Source organism: Streptomyces olivaceus (assembly GCF_000721235.1).
GTDB classification, from domain to species: domain Bacteria; phylum Actinomycetota; class Actinomycetes; order Streptomycetales; family Streptomycetaceae; genus Streptomyces; species Streptomyces olivaceus.
This window is the reverse complement of record NZ_JOFH01000012.1, coordinates 76,806-97,576: the sequence shown is the minus strand read 5'-3', so window position 1 is coordinate 97,576 and position 20,771 is coordinate 76,806. Positions and strand designations below refer to the sequence as shown.

The window sequence follows — 20,771 nt, the reverse complement described above, 5'->3', positions numbered from 1 at the left end:
GCGCACACCCGAAGGGCCCCGTACGGCGCGTACGGGGCCCTTCGACCGTCCTGCGGGGGCTGTGACGGCCCCCGCGGCGGCTACGGCACGGCGGCTACGACGGCCTGCGCGCCGACGTCACCCGGTAGACGTCGTAGACGCCCTCCACGCCGCGTACGGCCTTCAGGACGTGCCCGAGGTGTTTCGGGTCGCCCATCTCGAAGGTGAAGCGGGAGGTGGCGACGCGGTCGCGGGAGGTCTGCACGGCGGCCGAGAGGATGTTGACGTGCTGGTCGGACAGCACGCGGGTGACGTCCGAGAGCAGCCGGGAGCGGTCCAGGGCCTCGACCTGGATGGCGACCAGGAAGACGGAGGACTGGGTGGGCGCCCACTCGACTTCGAGGATGCGCTCGGGCTCGCGGGACAGCGAGTCCACGTTCACACAGTCGCTGCGGTGAACGGACACACCGCTGCCGCGGGTGACGAAGCCGATGATCGGGTCGCCGGGCACGGGCGTACAGCAGCGGGCCAGCTTGACCCACACATCGTCGACGCCCTTGACGACGACGCCCGGGTCGGCGTTGGCCCGGCGTTTGCGGCCGCGGCCGCGCGACGGCGGAACGGACTCGTCGATCTCCTCGGTGGCCGCCTCCTCGCCGCCGAGCGCCTGGACGAGCTTCTGCACGATGTTCGGCGCGGAGACATGGCCCTCGCCGATCGCCGCGTACAGCGCGGAGATGTCCGAGTAGCGCATCTCGTGGGCGAGCGTGACCAGGGAGTCGCCGGTCAGGATGCGCTGGATCGGCAGGTTCTGCTTGCGCATCGCGCGGACGATGGCGTCCTTGCCCTGCTCGATCGCCTCGTCGCGGCGCTCCTTGGAGAACCAGGCGCGGATCTTGTTGCGGGCGCGCGGCGACTTCACGAAGCCCAGCCAGTCGCGGGAGGGGCCCGCGCCGGCCGCCTTGGAGGTGAAGACCTCCACCAGGTCGCCGTTGTCCAGGGTGGACTCCAGCGGGACCAGCCGTCCGTTGACCCGTGCTCCTATGGTGCGGTGGCCGACCTCGGTGTGGACGGCGTAGGCGAAGTCCACGGGGGTGGCACCGGCGGGGAGCGCTATGACGTCGCCCTTGGGGGTGAAGACGAAGACCTCGTTGCGGGAGAGGTCGAAGCGCAGCGACTCCAGGAACTCGCCGGGGTCCTCGGTCTCCTTCTGCCAGTCGAGGAGCTGCCGCAGCCACGCCATGTCGTTGAGGTGGTCGTCCTTGCTCTTGCCGGACGACCGCGGGGCGTCGGTGCGCACCTTGGAGGCGCCGGCGACGGCCTCCTGCTTGTACTTCCAGTGCGCGGCGATGCCGTACTCCGCGCGGCGGTGCATGTCGAAGGTGCGGATCTGCAGTTCGACCGGCTTGCCGCCGGGGCCGATGACCGTCGTGTGCAGCGACTGGTACATGTTGAACTTGGGCATCGCGATGTAGTCCTTGAACCGCCCCGGAACCGGGTTCCAGCGGGCGTGGACCGTGCCGAGCGCCGCGTAGCAGTCGCGGACGGTGTCCACCAGGACGCGGATGCCCACCAGGTCGTAGATCTCCGCGAAGTCCCGGCCGCGGACGATCATCTTCTGGTAGACGCTGTAGTAGTGCTTGGGCCGGCCGGTGACGGTCGCCTTGATGCGGGCGGCGCGCAGGTCCTGCTGGACCTCGTCGGTGACCACGGCGAGGTACTCGTCGCGCTTGGGGGCGCGCTCGGCGACCAGGCGGACGATCTCGTCGTACATCTTGGGGTAGAGGATCGCGAAGGCGAGGTCCTCCAGCTCCCACTTGATGGTGTTCATGCCCAGCCGGTGGGCGAGCGGCGCGTAGATCTCCAGGGTCTCGCGCGCCTTCTTCTCCTGCTTCTCGCGCTTGAGGTAGCGCATGGTGCGCATGTTGTGCAGGCGGTCGGCGAGCTTGATGACCAGGACGCGCGGGTCCTTGGCCATGGCGACGACCATCTTGCGCACGGTCTCGGCCTGCGCGGCCTCGCCGAACTTGACCTTGTCCAGCTTGGTGACGCCGTCGACGAGCAGGGTGACCACGTCGCCGAAGTCGCGGCGCAGGTCCTCCAGGCCGTACTCGGTGTCCTCGACGGTGTCGTGCAGCAGCCCGGCCATCAGCGTGGCCGGGTCCATGCCCAGCTCGGCGAGGATGGTCGTGACGGCGAGCGGGTGCGTGATGTACGGGTCGCCGCTCTTGCGCTTCTGGCCGCGGTGCCAGCGTTCGGCGACCTGGTAGGCGCGCTCGATCTGGCGCAGGGTCGCCGTCTCGATCTTCGGGTCGTTGCCGCGCACTATGCGCAGCAGCGGCTCCAGGACCGGGTTGTACGGGTTGGCGCGCTGGACGCCGAGGCGGGCGAGGCGGGCGCGGACGCGGTTGGAGGAGCCGGAGCGGGCGGGCTGCCCGGCGGGGGTGCGGACCACGGGCGCGTTCCGCGGGCGCTCGGGCGGCATCGGCTTGGGGCGCGACTGCTGCTCGGCCGGCTTGTCCACCGGCGCGGACGGGGCGTGCCGGATCGGCCCGTGCGGGTCGTTCTTCGCCTGGGGCGCGCTCGGCGCGGGCTTCGCCGCGGACGCCGAGGCGGACTCGGGCTTGGCGGCGGTCAGTGGCTGGGCCTCGTCTGGCAAGAGGACTCCTCGTGCGCGATCCGGGTCCCCCGGTCAGGTTCCGGAGACCCCATGGTAGCGATCCTGCCCCCGGGTATCGCTTTCAGGCCGGTGTGAGGCCCGTCAACAGCTGAAACGCCTGAGGCGGGCGCCGGATTCCTCCGGGCCCGCCCCAGGCGTGCCGCGCGCGTCCCGTGACGCACGTGTCTCAGACCGTGAGCAGCGCTGTCAGCGGTGCCGAGGCCAGGGCCGGCTCGAGCCGGGCCCGGCCGCCGAGGAAGCCCAGCTCCATCAGGACGGCGAGGCCCGCGACGTCGGCGCCCGCCCGGCGGATCAGCGTCAGCGAGGCCTCGGCGGTGCCGCCGGTGGCAAGGACGTCGTCGACGACCAGCACGCGGTCCCCCGCGCTCAGGTCCTCGGCGTGCACCTCGATCTCGGCGGAGCCGTACTCCAGGTCGTACGCCTGGGCGAGGGTGGCTCCGGGGAGCTTGCCCGCCTTGCGTACGGGGACGAAGCCGAGGCCCGCCCGCAGCGCCACCGGGGCACCCAGGATGAAGCCGCGGGCCTCCAGGCCGACGACCTTGGTGGCGCCGGTGTCCCGGGCGACCTCGGCGAGGGCGTCCGTCAGGGCCGTGAACGCCGCCGGGTCCGCCAGGAGCGGGGTGATGTCCTTGAACACCACGCCCGGCTCCGGGTAGTCGGCCACGTCGCGGATCCGGCTGAGCAGCAGCTCCGTGAGGCCGGTCGCCGCGGTCATCGGCGCTTCCCCGAGGGTCGGCCGCGGCCCCGGTTGCGGGACACGGGCTGGTCGCGGGGGCCGACGACCGCGGGGGCGGCGTCGTCGGGCTCCTGCTCGGCGTACGGCGCCCCACCGGCCGTGGCGGGCTCGGGCTCGCCCTTGGCCGCGCCCTGGGCCCTCTTGGCGAGGACCCGCTTCTTGAGGGCCTTCATCTGCGGCTCGGCCTCCTTGAGGTCGGCGACGAGCGGCGTGGCGATGAAGATCGACGAGTAGGCACCGGCGGCGAGGCCGACGAACAGCGACAGCGAGATGTCGTTGAGCATGCCGGCGCCGAGGACGCCGCCGCCGATGAAGAGCAGCCCGGCCACCGGCAGCAGCGCGACCACCGTGGTGTTGATCGAGCGGACCAGGGTGCTGTTGATCGAGCGGTTGGCGATCTCGGAGTAGGTCCAGCGGGTCTGCTTGGTGATGTCCCGCGTCTGCTCCTTGAGGCTGTCGAAGACGACGACCGTGTCGTAGAGCGAGTAGCCGAGGATGGTCAGCAGACCGATCACCGTGCCCGGTGTGACCTCGAAGCCGACCAGGGCGTAGACGCCGACCGTGATGGTGATGTCGTGGATCAGCGCGACGAACGCGGCGACCGCCATGCGCCACTCGAACGCGATCGCCAGGTAGATCACCACGAGGACCATGAAGATCCCGAGGCCCTGCCAGGCCTTGTTGGCGATCTGTTCGCCCCAGCTGGGACCGACCAGGTCGGCGTTGATCCCGTCCGCCGGGGTGTCCAGGTCCTCGGAGAGCTGCTCCTTGATCTTGTCCGACTGGCCGGTGTCGGTGCCGGCGATCTGGATGCGGAGGCTGCCGTCGCCGAGCTTCTGGACGATCGCGTCGTGGCCCGAGGCGTCCTCGGCGTAGGTCTCGGCCTGGGAGACCGAGGCGCTCATGTTCTTCGGCGTGGTGAAGACCGCGCCGCCCTGGAACTCGATGCCCATGTGCAGGCCGCGCACCGACAGGCCGACGATGGCCGTGATGGTGATGAGGATCGAGATGCCGTACCAGAGCTTGCGGTTCTTGACGAAGTCGTAGCCGACCTCACCGTGGTGCAGTCGCGCGCCGAGGTTGCCGAGCTTCCCCATCTCACGCCTCCTTCGGGTCGACAGGGCCGGCGGCAGGACGGGACGGGCGTCGGGTGCGGCGCAGCGGCGGCTTGACGCCCAGGCTCTTCGGGTCGAAGCCGGACCACTTGTGACCGCTCGCGAAGAACTTGCGCCGGGCCATCAGCGTCAGCAGCGGCTTGGTGAAGAGGAAGACCACCACGACGTCGAGCAGGGTGGTCAGCCCCAGGGTGAACGCGAAGCCCTGCACCTTGCCGACGCTGACGACGAAGAGCACCGCGGCGGCCAGGAAGGACACGAAGTCCGAGACCAGGATGGTGCGCCGGGCGCGCGGCCAGGCCCGCTCGACGGCGGGACGCAGCGTGCGGCCCTCCCGGATCTCGTCGCGGACGCGTTCGAAGTACACGATGAACGAGTCCGCCGTGATGCCGATGGCGACGATGGCGCCGCACACGGCCGGCAGGTTCAGCGCGAAGCCGATGGTCGGGCCGAGCAGCGACATGATCACGTACGTGAGGCCGGCCGAGACGAGCAGGGAGGCCACGGCGATGAACGACAGCCCGCGGTAGTAGAACAGCAGGTAGAGGACGACCAGGGCGAGTCCGATGGCGCCCGCGATCAGACCGGCCTTGAGCTGCTCACCGCCGAGCGCGGCGGTGACGGTGGTGACGCTGTCCTCCTTGAAGGTCAGCGGCAGCGCGCCGTAGGACAGCATGTTGGCGAGGCCCTGGGCCTCCTCCTGGTCGAAGCTGCCGGAGATCTCCGCGTTGCCGCCGGTGAGCGCCTGGCTGACGTACGGGTCGGAGACGACCTCGTTGTCCAGGACGATCGCGAACTGGTTCTGCGGGGACTGGTTCTTGGCCAGCTGGCCGGTGATGTCGGCGAACTTCGTGGCGCCCTTGTCCGTGAACTTCATCGTCACGGTCCAGCCGGCGGCGGTCTGCGTGTTGTAGACGGCCTCGGCGTCGTCGACCTCGGTGCCGTCGACCGCGGCGGCGCCGAGGATGTACTTCTGCCACTGCCCCTGGGAGTTCTGGCCGCAGGCCACCATGGAGTCGCCGGGCTTGGCGCCGTCGCCGGCCTTGGCGCGGGCGTCCTGGTCGGTGCAGTCCAGCGCCGCGTACTGCTCCTGCAGTTTGGCGGTGGCGTCGTCGCCGGAGGCGCTCGGAGAGGGGGAGGCTCCGTCGGAGGCCGACGCGGAGGGGCTCGGGTCGGCCTTCAGGGCGTCGCTGGCGGCGCGGCCCTGGGTGGTGGCGCTCGCCGAGGCCGAGTCGGACGGCGTGTCGCCCGCCTTGTCGCCGTCGGTCGCCTTGTCGCCGTCCGTGGCCTTGTCACCGTCGGTGGCCCCGTCGGTCGCCCCGTCGGTGGCCTTGTCGGTCGCCTTGTCCGAGTCGCCGCCGGCCTCGCTCGGCGAGGGGCTGCCGGTCGCGTTCGCGCCGGAGAGTTCGGTGGCCACGACCGGACGGAAGTACAGCTTGGCCGTGGTGCCGACCTGCTCCCGGGCTTCCCCGGAATTCGTCCCCTTGGGGATGTTGACGATGATGTTCCGGTCGCCCTGGGTCTGGACCTCCGACTCGGAGACGCCCAGACCGTTGACCCGGCGTTCCATGATCTCGACCGCGGTGTCCATGTTGGTCTTGTTGATCGCGGACTGCTGGCCCGCCTCCGGCACCGCGCGGAGCGTGATGCTGGTGCCGCCTGCCAGGTCGATGCCGAGACGCGGAGTCGTGTGTCCGGAGGCGAACATGCCGCCGGTGAGCGCCACGATGGCGATCAGAATCAGGGCCAGCGAGCGCCCGGGCTTGCTCTGAGCGCTCGCACTCTTTCCCTTTTTAGGTGCTGCCACCTTTGCGTACTCCCTCTCGGGCCGCTTCGCGCCCAGAAGGCGTCACCGGCGGCCATCACATGGTGTCCGGATCCGTGCGAGCCGCGCGTCGCGCGGGGTGCGCGGGGTGCGCGGGGTGCGCGGGAGGACGTCCCGCACACCCCGGGCGCGGCTTACTTCGCCTCGGAGCCGCCGTCGGACTTCTTCCCCTGGTCGTCCGTCTTCGCCTCGGCGGGCGCGGCGTCGGCCACCGGCTCGTCGGCCGGCTCGTCGTCCGCGTCCTTCTTGCCGAGGTCGACGGACTTGTCGGCGGGGGCGTCGTCGTCGGAGGAGGCGTCGGTCTCGGTGAGGGAGGAGGCATCGTCCGGGACGATGTCCGTGTCGGACTTCAGGTCGTGCTCGATGCCGTGGACGATCCGGTTGTACTCGTCGTCGGTGAGGACGGCACCGATGGAGTTCTTGGCGAAGAGCAGGTCCACGCCCGGGCCGGCGTCGAGGAGGACCGTGTCGTCGTTGACCTCCTTGACCGTGGCGTACATGCCCCCGATGGTGCGGACACCGGAACCGGGCTGCATCTCGTTACGCATGTTGGCGGCCTGCTGCTGCTTCTTCTTCGCCGACCGAGTCATCAGGAACATGGCCCCGATGAGCACGATGAACGGGAGGAGGGTCACGAGACTCACGGGTCGGTACTTCCTTCACACGACCGCGATGCTGAGCGGCCTGATGGTTGGGGGTGTGTGCGCCGCCGACAAGGGCGGCATCGGCGGAGTCTAAGCGAGTCCGCGCGCATGGAACAACGCTCAGCATGGCACTGGGGTTCCTGCTCGGTCGAATGTCCTCGTCCAGGCGGGGACGTCACGTCCCGAACAGGTCCTGTTGTCCCTTTCCGGCGTTCTGCGCGCTCGGCGGGGTGAGGCCGAGGTGCGCCCAGGCTGCCGGGGTCGCGACCCGCCCGCGTGGGGTGCGGGCGAGCAGCCCCTCCCGTACGAGGAAGGGTTCGGCGACCTCCTCCACCGTCTCACGCTCCTCGCCCACGGCGACGGCGAGCGTGGACAGGCCGACCGGGCCGCCGCCGAAGAGCTTGAGCAGGGCTTCGAGCACGCCCCGGTCCAGCCGGTCCAGGCCCCGGGCGTCGACCTCGTAGACCGCGAGGGCGGCTCCGGCGATCTCCTGGGTGATCAGTCCGTCGGCCTTGACCTGCGCGTAGTCGCGGACCCGGCGCAGCAGGCGGTTGGCGATGCGGGGGGTGCCGCGGGAGCGGCCGGCGATCTCGGCGGCGCCGGTGGTGTCGATCTCGACGTCGAGCAGGCCCGCGGAGCGGTGGATGACGCGTTCCAGTTCGGACGGTCCGTAGAACTCCATGTGGGCGGTGAAGCCGAAGCGGTCGCGCAGCGGGGGCGGCAGCAGTCCCGCGCGGGTGGTGGCGCCGACCAGGGTGAACGGCGGCAGCTCCAGGGGGATGGCGGTGGCGCCCGGCCCCTTGCCGACGACGACGTCGACGCGGAAGTCCTCCATCGCCATGTAGAGCATCTCCTCGGCGGGCCGCGACATGCGGTGGATCTCGTCGAGGAAGAGGACCTCGCCCTCCTGGAGCGAGGAGAGGATCGCGGCCAGGTCGCCGGCGTGCTGGATGGCGGGCCCCGAGGTGATGCGGATGGGGGCTTCCATCTCGGCCGCGATGATCATGGACAGGGTGGTCTTGCCGAGGCCGGGGGCGCCGGACAGGAGTACGTGGTCGGCGGTGGCCCCCCGCGCGCGTGCGGCGCGCAGCACCAGGTCGAGCTGCTCGCGGACCTTCTCCTGGCCGATGAACTCGTGCAGGTCCTTGGGGCGCAGGGCGGCCTCCACGGCCTGGTCCTCGCCGTCGGCGACAGCGCCCACCAGGCGCTCGGCGGCGGCCTCTGCGTCGGTCGTGTCGTCCCAGTTCATTGATTTGCCTCGTGGGTCGGGGTGGCGGTGGCGGCGCGCGCGTGCGGTGGGCGCGGCCGGCGGGCTCGGCCGGCCGGCGCCGGTCAGCGGGCCCGGTTCAGCGTCTGCAGGGCGGCCTTGAGCAGTTGCCCCACCTGGGGGGTGCCGCCGGCGGCCTCGGCCTGCGGCGCGACGGCGGTGACGGCCTCGTCGGCCTCGCGGGTCGCGTACCCGAGGCCGATCAGGGCGGCGTGCAGCTGGTCGCGCCAGCCGGTGCTGACCGGGGCGCCGACGGCCGGGGCGCCGATCGGCTCGCCGAGCCGGTCCTTCAGCTCCAGGAGCAGTTTCTGCGCGCCCTTCTTGCCGATGCCCGGGACGGCGGTGAGGGCCTTCTCGTCGCCGGTGGAGACGGCTCTGCGCAGGGCGTCGGGCTGGTGCACGGCGAGCATGGCCTGGGCGAGGCGGGGGCCGACGCCGCTGGCGGTCTGGAGCAGCTCGAAGACCTGGCGCTCGTCGTCGTCGGCGAAGCCGTAGAGCGTGAGCGAGTCCTCGCGCACGACGAGCGAGGTGGCGAGCCTGGCGGGCTTGCCGAGCCGGAGCGTGGAGAGCGTGTTCGGCGTGCACTGGACGGCCATGCCGACGCCGCCGACCTCGACCACCGCGGCGTCGGGAGCGAGGGCGGCGACGGTGCCGCTGACGAAGGCGATCATGCCGTACGGCCTTTCGACGGGTGAGGGGCCGGCGGGCGCGGGCCCCGGGAGGCGTGGTCCGCGACGGCCTGCTGGAGCCGGTTCTGCGCGGGGGCCCGCCAGATGTGGCAGATGGCGAGGGCGAGGGCGTCGGCGGCGTCGGCAGGCTTGGGCGGGGCGGCGAGCCGCAGCAGGCGGGTGACCATGGCGCCGACCTGCGCCTTGTCGGCGCGCCCGCTGCCGGTGACGGCGGCCTTCACCTCGCTGGGGGTGTGCAGGGCGACCGGGATGCCGCGGCGGGAGGCGCAGAGGATCGCGACGGCGCTGGCCTGCGCGGTGCCCATGACGGTGCGGACGTTGTGCTGGCTGAAGACGCGCTCCACGGCCACGCGCTCCGGCCGGTGCTCGTCCAGCCACCGCTCGATGCCCTGCTCGACGGCGACGAGGCGGTGGCCGAGGTCGGCGTCCGCGGGTGTGCGGACGACACCGACGCCGACCATGGTGAGCGGCCGGCCCGCGACGCCCTCCACGACACCGACCCCGCAACGGGTCAGCCCCGGGTCAACCCCCAGTACCCGCACGCCCACCCCTCTCGTCGATCACCTGTTTGTGCAGGCTATCGGGTACCGCTGACAGAGCGGCGGGCCGACGGGGTGTGTCCCCCGCCGGCCCGCCTCCCGCCGTCCGGCGGACGCGTTACGCGTCCACCTTCTCCATGACCTCGTCGCTCACGTCGAAGTTGGCGAAGACGTTCTGCACGTCGTCGCTGTCCTCCAGGGCGTCGATGAGCCGGAAGATCTTCCGGGCGCCCTCCTCGTCCAGCTCGACCTGCATGGTGGGGACGAAGTTGGCGTCGGCGGACTCGTAGTCGATGCCGGCGTCCTGGAGGGCGGTGCGGACCGCGACCAGGTCGGTGGCCTCGCTGAGCACCTCGAAGGACTCGCCGAGGTCGTTGACCTCCTCCGCGCCCGCGTCCAGGACGGCGCCGAGGACGTCGTCCTCGCCCAGCTCGCCCTTGGGCACGATCACGACGCCCTTGCGGTTGAACAGGTAGGAGACCGAGCCCGGGTCGGCCATGGAGCCGCCGTTGCGGGTCATGGCGACGCGGACGTCGGAGGCGGCGCGGTTGCGGTTGTCGGTGAGGCACTCGATGAGCACCGCGACGCCGTTCGGCCCGTAGCCCTCGTACATGATCGTCTCGTAGTCGGCGCCGCCGGCCTCCAGGCCGCCGCCGCGCTTGACCGCGGAGTCGATGTTCTTGTTCGGGACCGACTGCTTCTTAGCCTTCTGGATGGCGTCGTACAGCGTCGGGTTGCCCTCGATGTCGACGCCGCCCATGCGCGCCGCGACCTCGATGTTCTTGATCAGCTTCGCGAAGAGCTTGCCGCGCTTGGCGTCGATCACGGCCTTCTTGTGCTTCGTCGTAGCCCATTTAGAGTGGCCGGACATCTGCCTGTCTCCTTCGCGTAACCCATCTCCTGCAACGAACGCAGGAATCCTACAAGGACTGGGCCGCCCGGTTCGCGCGCACGGTGTCGGCGAAGAGGCGGTGCACGCGGTGGTCGCCGGTCAGCTCCGGGTGGAACGACGTGGCCAGCGCGTTGCCCTGGCGGACGGCGACGACGTGGCCGTCGTGCTCGGCGAGCACCTCGGCGGCGGCGCCCACAGACTCCACCCACGGCGCGCGGATGAAGACGCCCTCCACGGGGCCGCCCCCGACGCCCCGTACGTCGACGGCGGCCTCGAAGGACTCGTTCTGCCTGCCGAAGGCGTTGCGGCGCACGATCATGTCGATGCCGCCGACCGTCTCCTGTCCGGAGCGCGGGTCGAGGATCTTGTCGGCGAGCAGGATCATGCCGGCGCAGGTGCCGTAGACGGGCAGGCCCTCCCGCACGCGCGCGCGGAGGGGCTCCAGCACGCCGAAGAGGCCGGCGAGCTTGGAGATCGTGGTGGATTCGCCGCCGGGGAGGACCAGGCCGTCCACCTCGGCGAGTTCCTCGGGGCGCCTGACCGCCCTGGCGGCGGCGCCGGCCGCGGCCAGGGCGACGAGGTGCTCCCGTACGTCGCCCTGCAGGGCCAGGACGCCGATGACGGGGGTGTCGCTCATGGTTCGGTGCCTCACCAGCCGCGGTTGGCGTAGCGCTCGGTCTCGGGGAGGGTGTCGCAGTTGATGCCGACCATGGCCTCGCCGAGGTCGCGGGAGGCGTCCGCGATGGTCTTCGGGTCGTCGTAGAAGGTGGTCGCCTTCACGATGGCGGCGGCGCGCCTGGCCGGGTCGCCGGACTTGAAGATGCCGGAGCCGACGAAGACGCCCTCGGCGCCGAGCTGGCGCATCAGCGCGGCGTCGGCCGGGGTGGCGACACCGCCGGCGGAGAACAGCACGACCGGCAGCCTGCCCAGCTCGGAGACCTCCCTGACCAGCTCGTAGGGGGCGCGCAGCTCCTTGGCGGCGGCGTACAGCTCGTTGTTGTCGCAGCCGCGCAGCCGGGCGATCCCGCTCTTGATCTGCCGCAGGTGCCGGACGGCCTCGACGACGTTGCCGGTGCCGGCCTCGCCCTTGGAGCGGATCATCGCCGCGCCCTCGGCGATGCGCCGGAGGGCCTCGCCGAGGTTGGTGGCACCGCAGACGAAGGGGGTGGTGAAGGCGAACTTGTCACTGTGGTTGACCTCGTCGGCCGGGGTGAGGACCTCGGACTCGTCGATGTAGTCGACCCCGAGGGACTGCAGGACCTGGGCCTCCACGAAGTGGCCGATGCGGGACTTGGCCATCACGGGGATGGAGACGGCGCCGATGATGCCCTCGATCATGTCCGGGTCGGACATCCGGGCCACACCGCCGTCCTTGCGGATGTCGGCCGGGACGCGCTCCAGGGCCATGACGGCGACGGCGCCCGCGTCCTCGGCGATCTTCGCCTGCTCCGGAGTGACGACGTCCATGATCACGCCGCCCTTGAGCTGCTCGGCCATGCCGCGCTTCACGCGGGCGGTGCCGGTCTCGGTGGCCTGGGTTTCGGAGAGCGTGCTGGACACGGGTACCTCGCTTGCCGGAAGGGTTTCTGCAGCTTTCTGCAGCACCGAGGAAACGCCAGGCGAGCAGGCCACAGCAAGGGCCAATGAGGAGCCGGTGGATCGTTTTCACCCTCCGACCCGAACCAGCCCGAACCGGTCGGAGCCGGTCGGAGCCGGTCGGAGCCGGTCGGAGCCGGTCGGAGCCAGGCCCAGAGCCTGGGATCAGGCCGCCCGCTCCACCAGGGCGGCCGGCGACTCGTCGTCCATCTCGAAGGCCAGCGGGAAGGGCGCGTGTCCGGCGAGGCGGAACCAGCGGACCTTGCGGTGCTCGCGCAGCCTGCGGGCGGCGCCCACAGCGTCGTTGTGGAAGCGCCGGGCCATCGGCACCCGCCGCACCGCCTCCGCCAGTTCGTGCGCCGCCGCCTCTCCCCCGGGCGCCTCGCGCAGGGCGTCTACCAGCTGCGGTTCGGCGAACACGGCGCGCAGGGCCTGGCTCAGCTCGCTCTCGGCGACCTCCCGCAACTCCTCCTCGGCCTGCCGGGCGGCATGCGCGGCCTCGTACAGAACGATGGACGCGGCGGGGTCCAGCACCCCGGCGGTGGCCAGCTCCTGGGCCACGGACGCCCTGCGCAGCAGCTGCGCGTCGAGGGCGGCACGGGCGGCGTCGATCCGGGCATGCAGCCGGTCGAGCCGCCCCGCCGTCCAACTGAGGTACAGGCCGACGGCCACGAGAACGACCAGGATCCAGATGAGGGTTGTGGTCACGGGCCGCAACCCTATTCCAGGCTGTGCGCGGTCTGTCGCGGGGATCCGGGGAGTCGCTTGCCCGGCAGCGGGCGCGCGGGCCCGCCCCGGTTCGCGACCCGGTCGGCAAGGAGCGCCGCGGGACCGGCACCGTTGCCCGGTGCGGCCTGCTCAGCGCCGCCTGCTCAGCCGGAGGCTGCGGCCGGGGACCGCAGACCGAGCCACTGCTCGGCGCCCCACGCGCGGAACCGCTCCACCTCGGTGAAGCCCAGCTTCGCCGCGAGGCGCATCGAGCCGACGTTGGCCGTCCGGGTGGCGAGCACCACCGGCTCACCGGGAAGGGCGCCGTCGAACCAGTCGAGTGCCGCCGCGCACGCCTCGGCGGCATAACCGTGTCCCCACGCCCGCGGCAGGAACAGGTAGCCGAGATCGGCCTTTCCGACGGCAGCCGGGCGATGCCGCTCCGCTGCCCTTCTGAGCAGGATCTGACCGATCATCGTCCCGTCGAGCTCGACGACGAAGCTCCCGGGCCACCGCTCGGGCACCCGGGGCAGCTCGCGTTCGAGTCCGTCACGCTGCCGGGGCCCTCCGAGGTGGGTGTGCACCTCCGCCGACGCCAGCAGCTCGATGAACACCGCGCGGTCCCGGGCCTCCGGCTCGCGGAGCACGAGCCGCTCGGTCCTGATCGGGGCAGGCGGCCACGCGACGGCTCCGAGTTCGGTCATACCGGCGAGCCAACCAGCAGGCCGGGCGCCGATCAAGGCCTTCCGGGGTACTGCGTGCACCGGGCGGTCCGAGCGGCTCCGCGCACGGCGGCGGCCCCGCGTGAACGCCCGGCTGCGGCGCTGCGCTGCCGTCGGTGTCCGCGCGCGGAGCGCCTGGCAGGGCCGCCGGCTCAGTCCCTGGCGAGGCCGAAGCGGGCTCGTAGGCCCGTTGCGCGGTCGTCCGTTGCCACGGCTGCCGCTCCCGCGGTGACCGTCTCGTAGACGGACAGGATGTCCGCGCCGACCGTGGACCAGTCGAAGCGCCGTACGTGGGCGCTGCCGCGGTCCCGGAGTGCGGTGCGGCGCTCCGGGTCGGCCAGGAGGCGTACGGCTGCCTCGGCCAGGGCGTCGGCGTCCTCGTTGGGGAAGAGCTCGCCGGCCGACCCCTGGTCGAGGACCTGGGCGAAGGCGTCCAGGTCGGAGGCGAGGACGGGGGCGCCCGCCGACATGGCCTCGACGAGGATGATGCCGAAGCTCTCGCCGCCGGTGTTGGGGGCCACGTACAGGTCGACGCTGCGCAGGAGGCGGGCCTTGTCCTCGTCGCTGATCATGCCGAGGAACTCCACGCGGGTGCGCAGCTCCTTCGACAGGCGCTCCACGGCCTCCTCCTCGTCGCCCCGGCCGGCGACCAGGAGCCGGGTCTGCGGGCGGGCGGCGAGGATGGCGGGCAGGGCCCGCATGAGCACCGGGAGGCCCTTGCGGGACTCGTCGATGCGCCCTATGAAGCCGATCGTGTCCCCCTGCCACTCGGGTCTCGGCTCGGCGCCGGCGAAGAAGCCGACGTCGACTCCGTTGGGGATGACGACGGCGTCCCCGCCCAGGTGTTCGACGAGCGTGCGCCGGGCGTACTCGCTCACCGCGATCCGGGCACTGATCTTCTCCAGTGCCGCCTGGAGGATCGAGTACGCGGCGATCATCGCGCGGGAGCGCGGGTTGGAGGTGTGGAAGGTGGCCACGATCGGGCCCTGCGCCGCCCAGCAGGTCAGCAGGCCGAGCGAGGGCGAGGTCGGCTCGTGGATGTGGATGACGTCGAAGGCGCCCTCGTGCAGCCAGCGCCGTACCCGGGCCGCCGACAGGAACCCGAAGTTCAGCCGGGCCACCGAGCCGTTGTACGGCACCGGCACCGCGCGGCCCGCGGAGACGACGTACGGGGGCAGCGGCGTGTCGTCGTCGGCCGGGGCGAGGACGGACACCTCGTGGCCGAGCCGGATGAAGTACTCGGCGAGGTCCCGGATGTGGAACTGGACGCCGCCCGGCACGTCCCAGGAGTACGGGCAGACGATGCCGATCCTCACGACGCCCCGCCCCGCCCGGCGGCCGGCCCCGCGGCCCTGTCCGCCCCGGGTGCCTTCGCGGGGTCCAGGTCCCCGATCCACAAGCGCTGCAGCATGTGCCAGTCCTCCGGGTGCTCGGCGATCCCCGTGGCGAAGGCGTCGGCCAGCGCCTGTGTCATCACAGACGTCTTCTCGGCCCGGGTGCCTGACTCGGGCACCTCGACCGCGGGGTGCACCCGGCCCCGCATGACGGGCGAGTCGTCGTACCAGAGCGTCACCGGCAGCAGCAGTGCGCCCGTCTGCTGGGCGAGCAGGGCGGGGCCGGCCGGCATCCGGGCCGTCTCGCCGAAGAATCCGACCTCCACGCCGGAGGCGGACAGGTCGCGGTCGGCGACCAGGCAGACCAGGCCGCCGTCGCGCAGCCGCCGGGCCAGCGTGCCGAAGGCGGTGCCGCCGCTGTGCGGCAGGACCTCCATGCCGAGACCCTCGCGGTAGGCGACGAAGCGGTCGTAGAGGGTCTCCGGCTTGAGGCGTTCGGCGACGGTGGTGAACGGAATGCCGAGCCGCGTGGTGACCCAGGCGCCCGCCAGGTCCCAGTTGGCCAGGTGCGGCAGGGCGAGGATCACGCCCCTGCCGGCGTCCATGCCGTCGGTGAGGTGGTGCAGGTCGTCGGGGGCGAAGCCGCCCTTGATCCGCTCGGTGCTCCACGCGGGGAGCCGGAAGGACTCCATCCAGTAGCGCAGGTACGAGCGCATGCCCGCGCGCGAGAGGGCGGCGAGCCGCTCGGGGCCCGCGCCGGGCACCACGCGCGCGTAGTTGCCCTCCAGACGGCGCACCCCCGCGCCGCGCCGCTTCCAGGCGAGGTCGGCGACGGTGCGGCCGAGGCGTACGGCGGCGGGCTCGGGGAGCTTCTTCACGGTGCTCCAGCCGGCGCCGTACAGACCGTCGGTCAGCCGGTCCCGTGCGCTCACTTCGCCGCCTCGGTGCCCTGGCTCTCCTCGGTGGCGGCGTCCGCCTCGGCGGCCTCGCGGCGGACCGTGACGACCCGCTGGACCAGCGTGACGAGGCTGCCGACGGCGACGATCCACAGGGCGACCGGCAGCAGGTACTGGATGCCGGGCACACCGAACTTGTGCAGCCCGGCGAAGCCCGCGGCGACCAGGGAGACGACCAGGCGCTCGGCGCGCTCGACCAGCCCGTTGACGGCGACCGGCAGCCCGATCGCCTCGCCGCGCGCCTTGGTGTACGACACCACCTGACCGCTGGCCAGGCAGAAGATCGACACCGCGCACAGGATGGTGTCGTCGCCCGACCCCGCGTACCAGAGGGCGAGGCCGCCGAAGATCGCGCCGTCCGCGACCCGGTCGAGGGTGGAGTCCAGGAAGGCGCCCCAGCGGCTGGAGCGGCCCAGCTGGCGGGCCATGTTGCCGTCGACCAGGTCGGAGAAGACGAAGAGCGTGATCACGACCGTGCCCCAGAAGAACTCACCCATGGGGTAGAAGACCAGCGCACCCGCGACCACACCGGCGGTGCCGAGGAGGGTGACCGTGTCCGGGCTGACGCCCCGGCGGATGAGAAACGCGGCGAACGGTGTGAGGACACGCGTGAAGAATGCACGCGCGTACTTGTTCAGCATGGCCTTCCCGACGGTCGGTGTGGCGCCGCGGCCCCTGCTGGCCACCGGCTGGCCCATCGTAGTCACGCGCGCGTGTGGGCGAGGTACGGGCACCCTCGGCCGCCGGTGGCCGGCGGACGGGAGGCGGGATCGGGTCCTTCGTATGGACGCGGCGTGACGGGAGTGGAAAGCTCGAAGGACCGCGGGCGTCGCCGGAGCCGCCAGTGCACGCGGTCCCGCGTGTCCGCGCCCCCGACGACCTCACCGTGCACGGGAGGCAAGGACATGGGCGACAAGGCACACACCCGTCCCGGAGCCGCCGGAAGGGCAACGGCGGCCGACCACCCCGCGTCCGTACGGAACGTGGTGCTGGTCGGCCACTCCGGATCGGGCAAGACGACCCTGGTGGAGGCTCTCGCGCTGACCGCGGGAGCGGTGAACCGGGCCGGCCGCGTCGAGGACGGCGGCTGCGTCTCGGACTACGACGACATGGAGCACCGGCAGCAGCGCTCCGTACAGCTCTCCCTGGTGCCGGTCGAATGGGACGGCATCAAGATCAACCTTCTCGACACCCCCGGGTACGCCGACTTCGTGGGCGAGCTGAGGGCCGGTCTGCGCGCGGCGGACGCGGCCCTCTTCGTCGTCTCGGCCTCCGACGGCGTGGACGGCTCGACCCGCATGGTCTGGGAGGAGTGCGCCGCCGTCGGCATGCCGCGCGCCCTCGTGATCACGCACCTGGAGGCCGCCCGCGCGGACTTCGAGGAGATGACGCGGGTCTGCGCGGAGGCCTTCGGCGGCGACGACCCCGACGCCGTACTGCCGCTGTACCTTCCGCTGCGCGGCGCGCCCGCGCCCGACGGCCACACGCCCGTGACGGGGCTCGTGGGGCTGTTGTCGCGGAAGCTGTTCGACTACGCGACCGGCGAGCGGGCGGCGTCGGAGCCGGGCGAGGCGGAGCTGCCGCAGCTCGACGAGGCCCGCTCCATGCTGATCGAGGGGATCATCTCGGAGAGCGAGGACGAGACCCTCATGGAGCGCTATCTGGGCGGCGAACAGGTCGATGTCAAGACGCTGATCGAGGACCTGGAGCGGGCCGTCGCACGCGGGGTCTTCTTTCCCGTCCTGGCCGCCGCCCCCGCCGCCGAGGGCGCCCGGCAGGGCCTGGGCACCGTCGAGGTCCTGGAGCTGATCACCCGCGGCTTCCCCACTCCCCTGGAGCGCGCGGCACCCCGGGTCACCACACCCGGCGGCGCCGCCGCGCGCCGGCTGCGGATGTGCGACCCCGAGGAGTCGCTGGTCGCGGAGGTCGTCAAGACGTCCTCCGACCCGTACGTCGGCCGGATCTCCCTGGTCCGTGTCTTCTCCGGCACCCTGCGCGCCGACCAGACGGTGCACGTCTGCGGGCACGGACTGACCGACCAGGGGCACGAGGGCCGGGCCCTCCACGAGGCGGACGAGCGGGTCGGCGCCCTGTCCACGCCGTTCGGCAAGCAGCAGCGGCCGGTGCCGCACGCGATCGCGGGCGACCTGGCGTGCGTGGCCAAGCTGAGCCGCGCGGAGACCGGGGACACGCTCTCGGCCAAGGACGACCCCCTGCTGATGGTGCCGTGGGAGCTGCCCGACCCGCTGCTGCCGCTCGCCATCGAGGCGCACAGCAAGCCCGACGAGGACAAGCTCTCCCAGGGGCTGGCCCGGCTGGTCGCCGAGGACCCGACGATGCGCCTGGAGCACAACCAGGACACCCACCAGGTGGTCCTGTGGTGCCTGGGCGAGGCGCACGCCGATGTGGCACTGGAGCGGCTGCGCAGCCGCTACGGCGTCCAGGTCGACGTCGTTCCCCACCGGGTCTCCCTGCGCGAGACCTTCGGCGGCCGGGCGGCCGGGCGCGGCCGGCACGTGAAGCAGTCCGGCGGGCACGGCCAGTACGCCGTCTGCGAGATCGAGGTGGAGCCGTTGCCGGGCGGCTCGGGCATCGAGTTCGTGGACAAGGTGGTCGGCGGCGCGGTGCCCCGGCAGTTCATCCCGTCCGTCGAGAAGGGCGTGCGCGCACAGGCGGCCAAGGGCGTCGCCGCGGGCCACCCGCTGATCGACGTACGGGTCACGCTGCTCGACGGCAAGGCGCACTCCGTGGACTCCTCCGACGCCGCCTTCCAGACGGCGGGCGCGCTGGCGCTCAGGGAGGCCGCGGCCGCGGCGCGGATCCATCTCCTCGAGCCGGTCGCCGAGGTGGGTGTGCTCGTCGGCGACGACTACGTGGGAGCCGTGATGAGCGACCTGTCCGGGCGGCGCGGCAAGGTGCTCGGCACCGAGCAGGCCGACGGCGGCCGGACCCTGATCAGGGCCGAGGTGCCCGAGATCGAGATCGGCCGCTACGCCGTCGACCTGCGCTCCCTCTCGCACGGCACCGCCCGCTTCGACCGCCGCTACGCCCGGCACGAACCGATGCCGGCCCAGGTCGCGGACCGGCTGCGCGAGGAGCTGCGGGCGGCCTCGTAGGGTCCGTGGAGCGCGTCGTACCGGCATCCTCCGCTCCGGCGCACGACGGCGCGCTCGGCGACCGACCCGCGCGGTCGGGGGGGCGGTTTCGGACGTCCCGTGACGCACGGCGGTGCCGGCGGATACGCTGATGACCAGATCAACAGGTGTGCGGGGCAGGGAAGTCGGGAAGGCCGCAGGAGCGAACAGTGGTGGCGATCGGGGGCGGGAATGACCGTTGACGGCGGTTACGCGGACTTCTTCGGACCGCAGGTGCCGCGTACGGACGACGGAGGCCAGACGGCCACCTTCGCGCTGGCCTCGGCCGCCTACCGGGACAGCGAGGCCGACGAGATACTCAAGGCCAACAGCGAGTGGCACAAGTCGGCCGTGAGCAAACCCAAGATCAAGCTGTTCCGGCCCAACCTGGGCGAGGCGTTCTCCCGGGCGATCATCGACCGGATGCTGGGTTCCGGCCGGGCTCCGCTGATCCAGTCCTTCGGTGCCCAGCCGCAGGTGGTCGTGGAGCACAGCCTCGCCGCGCACCGCATCCGCAGGGACCGGGACAACTGGCTCAGTGCCGTCATGGTGATCTGCGGACTGCTGTTCCTGCCGGGGCTGCTGATCTGGCTGCTGGTCTTCCAGATCCGCACCACCATGGCCAGGCGCGAGGACAAGCGGGCCGGCGCGCTCGCCACCGCGCTGCTGCTCGGGATCGGCGCCCTCGCCGTGCTCTTCCTGCTCAAGATGCCCTTCAGCGGCTTCTGGGCCTGGTACGCGCGTGCCTGCGTCGTCGCGCCGGTGATCGGCTGGTTCTGGGCCAAGCGCATCTGCGAGCGCACGGCCCACGACCTCAGGGAGCGCTGGAGCGGTCTGCTCTCCGGCTCGGGCGTCGGGGCGAAGATTCCCGAGGCGGTGCCGAGCAGCCCCGGCGAGAAGGCCGCCGAGGAACTGCGGCAGTCACTGGCCCGGCTCGGCGCCGAGCAGCAGTCCAACTCCGTCTTCTACGCCGGCCCCAAGGGGATACTCGGCATGGGCACCCGGTGGGGCAGCTGGCAGCTGGCGGAGGAGCTGGTCCCGGTCGACCCTGACCGGGAGATCAACCCGTTCCGCAGCTGGGACGTCATCAAGGCCGTCCACGACCGGCTGCGCATGCTGGAGCGCGGCCCGCTGCACACCGGCGGCTTCCCCAAGCCGAGCGTGAAGCACTGGGTCGTCACCCCGATCGGTGAGAACGCCGGCTCGGTGTCCCGGCCCGACGGTACCGACGTAGAGGCGTACCAGGTCAAGCAGCACGCCATACAGGAGATCTGCGACAAACAGCAGTTCGGCGCGGGCGACCGGCACTACCTCGGCGTGCAGTGGACGCTGTGGGACGGTCAGTTGATCCTTTCCATGCTGATCACGGTGACGGTGCTGCACGAGACGCTGCGCATCGAGGTCACCGGCCATGCGCTGGGACCGGTGCACAGCCTGTTCACCAGCAAGCCCGCCGCCAAGGAGAAGCAGGTCCAGAAGTCGGTCAGGTTCTGGGAGACCCGCACGGTGAAGCTCCCGCTGGTCGACGCCGACGAGGTGGTGCGGCTGACCGCGCGGGCGCCGCTGACGTGGTACCCGCCGCTGCTCTACTGGCTCGGCGGGAAGCTCTCCCTGCCCGAGCCCTTCGGTCTGCGGCACGCCTGGGCGGACCGGCCCTGGCGCCACCGCTTCATGGCGGACGACGCGCTGCGCGCGGCCACGCCGGTGCTCCGGGCGGTGCACACGGCGGCGATCAAGGTGCTGAAGGAGAACGGCGTGGACACGGAGAAGTTCGGTGCCCGCGCGGGCGGCCTGAGCGGAGCCGTCCAGGAAGCCGCGCCGAAGAAGGCGGACGTCTACGACGCGTAGGCCTCCGGCGGTCGGCGGGGTGCTGGGGTGGGCGTCCCTGGGGGCTGCGCCCCCAGACCCCGCTTCGGCCTGGACGGCCTCGTCCTCAAACGCCGGACGGGCTGGAT

Annotated in this window: 18 protein-coding genes; 2 read left to right on the top strand and 16 right to left on the bottom strand. The window is 72.0% G+C overall.

Annotated features, from left to right (window positions below):
* Window positions 1–94: 94 nt before the first annotated feature.
* The 16 genes from relA to pgsA form a co-directional block, all read right to left on the bottom strand.
* Window positions 95–2,638, bottom strand: coding sequence for a GTP pyrophosphokinase (gene relA / locus IG94_RS0114945; protein ID WP_031035717.1), 2,544 nt, complete (start codon window positions 2,636–2,638; stop codon window positions 95–97).
* Window positions 2,639–2,825: 187 nt separating this feature from the next.
* Window positions 2,826–3,374, bottom strand: a complete 549-nt coding sequence (locus IG94_RS0114940) for an adenine phosphoribosyltransferase (protein WP_031035715.1) — start codon at window positions 3,372–3,374, stop codon at window positions 2,826–2,828.
* Window positions 3,371–4,492, bottom strand: a complete 1,122-nt coding sequence (gene secF, locus IG94_RS0114935; RefSeq protein ID WP_031035713.1) for a protein translocase subunit SecF — start codon at window positions 4,490–4,492, stop codon at window positions 3,371–3,373. The genes IG94_RS0114940 and secF overlap by 4 nt, the downstream gene beginning before the upstream one ends.
* Window position 4,493: 1 nt before the next feature.
* The gene (secD, locus tag IG94_RS0114930) at window positions 4,494–6,317 is read right to left on the bottom strand and encodes a protein translocase subunit SecD (protein WP_078892301.1); all 1,824 of its coding nucleotides are present in this window, start codon (window positions 6,315–6,317) and stop codon (window positions 4,494–4,496) included.
* Between the two features lie 152 nt (window positions 6,318–6,469).
* Complete coding sequence (gene yajC, locus IG94_RS0114925) at window positions 6,470–6,979, bottom strand: preprotein translocase subunit YajC (RefSeq protein ID WP_031035708.1); 510 nt, start codon at window positions 6,977–6,979, stop codon at window positions 6,470–6,472.
* Window positions 6,980–7,154: 175 nt separating this feature from the next.
* Window positions 7,155–8,228: a Holliday junction branch migration DNA helicase RuvB gene (ruvB, locus tag IG94_RS0114920; RefSeq protein WP_031035706.1), complete on the bottom strand. Its 1,074-nt coding sequence runs from the start codon at window positions 8,226–8,228 to the stop codon at window positions 7,155–7,157.
* Between the two features lie 83 nt (window positions 8,229–8,311).
* Window positions 8,312–8,917, bottom strand: a complete 606-nt coding sequence (gene ruvA, locus IG94_RS0114915) for a Holliday junction branch migration protein RuvA (RefSeq protein WP_031035704.1) — start codon at window positions 8,915–8,917, stop codon at window positions 8,312–8,314.
* Complete coding sequence (ruvC, locus tag IG94_RS0114910) at window positions 8,914–9,477, bottom strand: crossover junction endodeoxyribonuclease RuvC (protein WP_031035702.1); 564 nt, start codon at window positions 9,475–9,477, stop codon at window positions 8,914–8,916. Before ruvC ends, ruvA begins: the two co-directional genes overlap by 4 nt.
* Before the next feature lie 115 nt (window positions 9,478–9,592).
* Complete coding sequence (locus IG94_RS0114905) at window positions 9,593–10,345, bottom strand: YebC/PmpR family DNA-binding transcriptional regulator (RefSeq protein WP_031035700.1); 753 nt, start codon at window positions 10,343–10,345, stop codon at window positions 9,593–9,595.
* Window positions 10,346–10,394: 49 nt separating this feature from the next.
* Window positions 10,395–11,003 carry a pyridoxal 5'-phosphate synthase glutaminase subunit PdxT gene (gene pdxT / locus IG94_RS0114900; RefSeq protein WP_031035698.1) on the bottom strand — a complete coding sequence of 203 codons (609 nt, stop codon included), beginning with the start codon at window positions 11,001–11,003 and terminating at the stop codon, window positions 10,395–10,397.
* 11 nt (window positions 11,004–11,014) lie between these two features.
* Complete coding sequence (gene pdxS / locus IG94_RS0114895) at window positions 11,015–11,926, bottom strand: pyridoxal 5'-phosphate synthase lyase subunit PdxS (protein WP_031035696.1); 912 nt, start codon at window positions 11,924–11,926, stop codon at window positions 11,015–11,017.
* Window positions 11,927–12,127: 201 nt separating this feature from the next.
* Window positions 12,128–12,670 (bottom strand): LemA family protein, encoded by a 543-nt coding sequence (locus IG94_RS0114890; protein ID WP_031035693.1) that lies wholly within the window; start codon window positions 12,668–12,670, stop codon window positions 12,128–12,130.
* Window positions 12,671–12,834: 164 nt separating this feature from the next.
* Window positions 12,835–13,374, bottom strand: a complete 540-nt coding sequence (locus IG94_RS0114885) for a GNAT family N-acetyltransferase (RefSeq protein ID WP_031035690.1) — start codon at window positions 13,372–13,374, stop codon at window positions 12,835–12,837.
* 170 nt (window positions 13,375–13,544) lie between these two features.
* Window positions 13,545–14,708, bottom strand: a complete 1,164-nt coding sequence (locus IG94_RS0114880; protein ID WP_031035688.1) for a glycosyltransferase family 4 protein — start codon at window positions 14,706–14,708, stop codon at window positions 13,545–13,547.
* On the bottom strand, window positions 14,705–15,658 hold the full coding sequence (locus IG94_RS0114875) for a phosphatidylinositol mannoside acyltransferase (protein ID WP_031035686.1): 954 nt from the start codon (window positions 15,656–15,658) through the stop codon (window positions 14,705–14,707). Before IG94_RS0114875 ends, IG94_RS0114880 begins: the two co-directional genes overlap by 4 nt.
* Complete coding sequence (gene pgsA, locus IG94_RS0114870) at window positions 15,655–16,380, bottom strand: phosphatidylinositol phosphate synthase (protein WP_031035684.1); 726 nt, start codon at window positions 16,378–16,380, stop codon at window positions 15,655–15,657. The genes IG94_RS0114875 and pgsA overlap by 4 nt, the downstream gene beginning before the upstream one ends.
* Before the next feature lie 207 nt (window positions 16,381–16,587).
* On the opposite strand from pgsA, the gene IG94_RS0114865 reads away from it, so the two are divergent.
* Window positions 16,588–18,798 carry an elongation factor G-like protein EF-G2 gene (locus tag IG94_RS0114865; RefSeq protein WP_031035682.1) on the top strand — a complete coding sequence of 737 codons (2,211 nt, stop codon included), beginning with the start codon at window positions 16,588–16,590 and terminating at the stop codon, window positions 18,796–18,798.
* Between the two features lie 210 nt (window positions 18,799–19,008).
* The gene (locus IG94_RS0114860) at window positions 19,009–20,664 is read left to right on the top strand and encodes a hypothetical protein (RefSeq protein WP_031035680.1); all 1,656 of its coding nucleotides are present in this window, start codon (window positions 19,009–19,011) and stop codon (window positions 20,662–20,664) included.
* The last annotated feature ends 107 nt before the right edge of the window (window positions 20,665–20,771 follow it).